Origin of the sequence: Falsiroseomonas oryzae (assembly GCF_027856955.1) — a bacterium.
GTDB lineage: Bacteria > Pseudomonadota > Alphaproteobacteria > Acetobacterales > Acetobacteraceae > Falsiroseomonas > Falsiroseomonas oryzae.
The window spans coordinates 1-5,252 of the sequence record NZ_JAPSMD010000374.1; the positions used below are offsets into that span (position 1 = coordinate 1).

Genomic DNA, 5,252 nt, shown 5'->3' on the forward strand with positions numbered 1-5,252 from the left:
CCGTCCCGCCGCCGGCGTGCCTGCGCCAGCCGCGCGGCGCCGTGCGCGTCCGTTCGGCCCGCAGCTGCGCGCCGACCTGCCGCAGCGCCTCCATCTCCGCCGCATGGTGCGGGAAGCGCAGCCGCCGGCGCGGCCGCATCGCCGCCATCTCGGCCAGCACCGTCTCCACCAGCGCCTGCGCCGCTGCGCGAGGGACCTCGGTGGCGGCCTCGGCATAGGCTTCGAAGTCCAGCGGAAACAGAGTCGCCCGGTCCGGGAAGAAGGTGCGCCGCACCGCCTCGTTGCCCGCCGCGAAGCGCGCGGCGAATGCCATCGCCTCGGCGCGGGACGGCAGGGGTGCCGGGCCCGGCGCGTGGCGGGCCAGGAGCCGCATCAGCATGCGGGGCGCCCGCGCCCCCGTCTCGCGCGGCAGCACCAGGTTCACCCGCCGCAGCACCTCGAGCGCGGTGGCCGAGAGCGCCGGGTTGTGCCGACGCGGCGCCGGGCCGCCCGGACCGGGTGCCAGGCCGCAGGCCAGGAGGAAATCCTGCAGCACGTCGCCGCCCGGGAACTCCTCACGGATGAACAGGCGCGGGCGCAGGGCTGCGACGCCGAAGGCCGCACCCCAGCGGGCCAGCAGCGCTGCATGGTCGAAATACCCGTCCGCGCGCTCCCCGGCGCGCGGCAGGATCGCCCGACGCGTCCCGCCGGTCTTGATCCGGGTCGAATGGCGGCTGACGGCCAGCTCGTCCTGCCGGCGCAGATAGACGACGACGTGCACGTCCTGGAAATGCGGCGCGAGCAGCGCCTGCAGCCGTCGCGCGCCCTCCTCCGTCCGCACGCGGCTGTGGCAGTGCTCGTTGCTGAAGACCAGGGTGTGGATCGTCGGCGGCAGCGCCGCGACCTCCTCGGCGATCGCCCGGGGCAGCCAGTCCTCCGGCGCATCGCCTGCGCCACGCCGCAGCCTGTCGCGCAGCGCGAGCCCCTCGCCGCCCGCCCCCGGCCCGGCGGCATAGAGCGCGAGCGCCTGGTGGTTGCGATGGCCGGGGCTCCGCGCATAGGCGACGCCCTGCGCCGCCAGCGCGTCTCGCATCCCCGCCAGCCCGGCCTGGATGGCGGTGGAGCCGGTCTTCTCCGTCCCGATGTGCAGGATGGCGCGCCGCATGGTTGCGTCGGCAGAATAGCGGCGCCGGTGCGAGCCGACGATGGCGGGCGCACCCTTCCCCTTCTCGGGCGCCGCCCCCATAACTCCCGCCCGATGGGAACATTGCCGGAACCCTTCGCCGGCTGGTTTGCCGGGCGCGGCTGGGCGCCGCGGCCGCACCAGCTCGCCCTGCTGCAGGCCGCGCGGCGCGGCGAGAGCGCGCTGCTGGTCGCGCCGACCGGCGGCGGCAAGACCCTGGCCGGGTTCCTGCCGAGCCTGACCGACCTGCACGCCGCCCCGCGGGACGGGCTGCACACCCTCTACGTCTCGCCGCTCAAGGCGCTGGCGGTGGACATCGCGCGCAACCTGACGGCACCCGTCGAGGAGATGGGGCTGCCCATCGCCATCGAGACGCGCACCGGCGACACGCCGGCGAACCGACGCGCCCGCCAGCGCGCCGCCCCGCCGAACCTGCTGCTGACCACGCCCGAGTCCCTCGCCCTGCTGCTGACGCTGCCGGACGCGCCCACGCTGTTCGGCGGGCTCGGCGCGGTGGTGGTGGACGAGATCCACGCCCTGGCCGGTACCAAGCGCGGCGACCAGCTGGCGCTCGGCCTCGCGCGCCTCGGCACGCTGGCGCCGAAGGCGCGCCGCGTCGGCCTCTCGGCCACCGTCGCGCATCCGGACGCGCTGCGCGCCTTCCTCTCCCCCACCGCGCGGCCCGACGACGTGCGGCTGGTGATCGGCGCGGGCGGCGCGGAGCCGATGCTGGACATGCTGCTGCCCGAGGGCCGGCTGCCCTGGGGCGGCCATATGGGCCTGGCCTCCATGCCCGAGGTCTACCGCCGCATCCGGGAGGCGAAGGTCACCATCGTCTTCGTCAACACCCGCGCCCAGGCCGAGCTCTGCTTCCAGGCGCTGTGGCGGCTGAACGACGACAATTTGCCGATCGGCCTGCACCACGGCAGCCTGACGGTGGAGCAGCGCCGCAAGGTGGAGGCCGCGATGGCCGCGGGCAGGCTGCGCGCGGTGGTCGCCACCGCCTCGCTCGACCTCGGCATCGACTGGGGCGCGGTGGACCAGGTGGTGCAGGTCGGCGCGCCGAAGGGCGTCTCCCGCCTGCTGCAGCGCATCGGCCGCGCCAACCACCGGCTGGACGAGCCCTCCCGCGCCGTCCTCGTCCCGGCCAACCGCTTCGAGGTGATCGAGTGCACCGCCGCGCGCCAGGCCGTTGCGGCGCAGGAGCTGGACGGCGACCCGCCGCGGCCGGGCGGGCTCGACGTGCTGTGCCAGCACATCCTGGCCTGCGCCGTCGCCGGCCCCTTCCTGCCCGACGATCTCTACGCCGAGGTCACCCGCGCCCAGCCCTATGCCGCGCTCACCCGGCGCGACTTCGACGACGCGCTGCGCTTCGTCGAGGATGGCGGCTACGCGCTCAGCAGCTACGACCGCTTCCGCCGCCTGTTCCGCGACGCCGACGGGCGCATCCATGTCCGCTCCAACGCGGTGGCGCGCCAGCTGCGGATGAACCTCGGCACCATCGTGGAGACGCCGCTGCTCAAGGTGCGGCTGCGCGGCGGCCCCGTGCTGGGCGAGGTGGAGGAGTGGTTCATCTCCACCCTCACGCCTGGCGACTGCTTCATCTTCGCCGGTCAGCTACTGCGCTTCGAGGGGCTGGACGCGATGTCCGCCATCGTCTCCCGCGGGGGCGAGGGCGAGCCGCGTGTGCCCGCCTATGCCGGCAGCCGCATGCCGCTGACGACCTGGCTCGCCGCCCGGGTGCGGGCGATCCTGCACGACCCGAAGGCGTGGAAGGCGCTGCCCGCGCCGGTGCAGGAATGGCTGCGGCTGCAGCGCCACGCCTCGCAGATGCCGCCGAAGGACGGGTTGCTCGTCGAGACCTTCCCGCGCGGCGGCAAGTGGTTCCTCGTCGCCTACTGCTTCGAGGGGCGGCTGGCGCACCAGACGCTGGGCATGCTGGTGACCAAGCGCATGGAACGCCTCGGCATGGGCCCGCTCGGCTACCTCGCGACCGACTACGTGCTGGCGGCGTGGTGCGCCTTCGAGCCGACGGGCGTGGAGCGCCTGTTCGAGGAGGACATCCTGGGCGAGGAGCTGGAGGAGTGGATGGCGGAGAGCAGCATGCTCCGCCGCAGCTTCCGCAATATCGCGACCATCGCCGGCCTGATCGAGAAGAACCATCCCGGGCAAGAGAAGTCCGGCCGGCAGATGACCATGAATGCCGACCTGATCTACGACGTGCTCCGCAGGCACGAGCCCGACCACATCCTGCTGCGCGCCACGCGGCAGGAAGCGGCTTCGGGCCTGACGGACGTGGCACGCATCTCCCTGCTGCTGGCGCGCGCGCGCGCCGGCGGCATCGTCCACCGCGCCCTGCCCCGCGTCTCGCCGCTCGCCGTGCCGGCGCTGATCGAGGAAGGCCGCGAATGGGTCGCCGGCGGCGCGGAGGACGCGCTGCTGGCCGAGGCGGCCGCGATGGTGGAGGAGGTGACGGGCGGCGCCGAGCTCTTCACCGAGGTCCTGGCCGAGGTCACCGAGGCCATCCCCGCCCGCGGCGACCGCGACCGGGTTCGCCGCCCCCGCCGTGGCGACGGCAAGGACGGCCGCGCCAGGGATGGCCGCTACAACCGCTTCATCCGCTCCGCGCCGAAGGGCCTGACCACGCCACGATGACCGCAGCCCCGATCCACCTGGCCGGCGAGCGCCTGATGCTCGATCCCGGCGGCTTCGTCGCCTGGCCCGCGCAGCGCCTGCTCGCCGTCGCCGACCTGCATCTCGAGAAGGGCAGCGCCTTCGCCGCGCGCGGCCAGATGGTCCCGCCCTACGACACGAAGGAGACGCTGGAGCGCCTGGCGCGCGCGCTGCGTCGCTGGAAGCCGGCGCGCCTGGTGCTGCTCGGCGACAGCTTCCACGACGCGAAGGGCTGCGCGCGCCTCGCGCCGGGCGACTGCGCGATGCTGCTGCGCCTGCTGGCGGGGATCGAGGTGGTCTGGGTGCTCGGCAACCACGACCCCGTCGCGCCGGAGGGGCTGCCGGGCATCGCGGCGGAGGAATGGGCGCTCGGGCCGCTCACCTTCCGCCATGTCGCGAAGCCGGGGGCGGCCGCGGAGCTGTCCGGCCATTTCCACCCCAAGGCCACCATGCCGACGCGCGCCGGCGGCGTGACGCGGCCCTGCTTCCTGGCCGATGCGAAGCGCCTGCTGCTGCCGGCCTTCGGCGCCTATACCGGCGGGCTCGCCATCACCGACCCCGCCATCGCGGCGCTCTTCCCGCGCGGCGGCCGCGCCTTCCTGCTGGGGGCGGAGCGGCTGTTCAGCTTCCCGACCGGCCCGCTGCGCCACGCGATGCGCGCGGCGCTCGCCGAAGGATCGGCCTGAGGGCGCGCGCGCCGAGGGTGCCCAGTCGCGCCCCCACCCCGACCCTCCCCCGCATGGCGGGGGAGGGAGAACCGCGCGACCGACGACTCCTCTCCCGCTATGCGGGGGAGGGTGCGCGAGCGAAGCGAGGGCCGGTTGGGGGCGCGACCGACCGCGGCCGCGTCGCGCCCACGCACCGCCGCGGCGCATCGCTGGGATATGCGTGCCGCCCCCGCTTCCGCACCCGGCGCGCTCCCGATCGCCGCAGGACACCCTACATTCCCGACATGACCACCCCCGCCCTGATCTGGTTCCGCCAAGACCTCCGCCTGTCCGACCACCCCGCGCTGACCGCCGCCCTGGCCAGCGGGGGCCGCGTGCTGCCGGTCTTCGTGCTGGACGACGAAGCCGCCGGCCCGCAGCGCCATGGCGGCGCCGCGCGCTGGTGGCTGAAGCACAGCCTGGCATCCCTCTCGGCCGACCTCGCCGCCCGCGGCGCGCCCCTGCTGCTGGCCAAGGGTCGCGCCGAGACGGTGATCCCCGCCCTGGCCGACGCGACCGGCGCCGCGGAGGTGCATGCCGGCCGCGCGATCGAGCCCTGGGCGCGCGAGCAGTCCCGCCGGGTGCACGAGGCGCTGCGCGCTGCCGGCCGCGCGCTGCATCTGCACACCACCACCATCCTGAAGGAACCGCACGGCTTCGCCTCCGGCAGCGGGAAGCCCTACGCCGTCTACACGCCCTTCGCGAAGGCC

At 75.0% G+C, this 5,252-nt stretch carries 4 protein-coding genes; 3 read left to right on the forward strand and 1 reads right to left on the reverse strand.

All coding sequences use genetic code 11. The annotated features are described in order from the left end of the window. On the reverse strand, window positions 1–1,144 hold a 1,144-nt coding region (locus tag OZN99_RS24695), incomplete at its 3' end, for a hypothetical protein (protein WP_270937897.1). 93 nt (window positions 1,145–1,237) lie between these two features. On the opposite strand from OZN99_RS24695, the gene OZN99_RS24700 reads away from it, so the two are divergent. The 3 genes from OZN99_RS24700 to OZN99_RS24710 form a co-directional block, all read left to right on the forward strand. Then, window positions 1,238–3,817: a ligase-associated DNA damage response DEXH box helicase gene (locus OZN99_RS24700; protein WP_270937898.1), complete on the forward strand. Its 2,580-nt coding sequence runs from the start codon at window positions 1,238–1,240 to the stop codon at window positions 3,815–3,817. Next, the gene (pdeM, locus tag OZN99_RS24705; RefSeq protein ID WP_270937899.1) at window positions 3,814–4,521 is read left to right on the forward strand and encodes a ligase-associated DNA damage response endonuclease PdeM; all 708 of its coding nucleotides are present in this window, start codon (window positions 3,814–3,816) and stop codon (window positions 4,519–4,521) included. Before OZN99_RS24700 ends, pdeM begins: the two co-directional genes overlap by 4 nt. Window positions 4,522–4,787: 266 nt before the next feature. Further along, on the forward strand, window positions 4,788–5,252 hold a 465-nt coding region (locus OZN99_RS24710; protein WP_270937900.1), incomplete at its 3' end, for a deoxyribodipyrimidine photo-lyase.

Excerpts from the sequence above, each read along its gene's own strand:
- OZN99_RS24700 (WP_270937898.1), top strand. The coding sequence starts at position 1,238 with ATGGGAACATTGCCGGAACCCTTCGCCGGCTGGTTTGCCGGGCGCGGC.
- pdeM (WP_270937899.1), top strand. The coding sequence starts at position 3,814 with ATGACCGCAGCCCCGATCCACCTGGCCGGCGAGCGCCTGATGCTCGAT.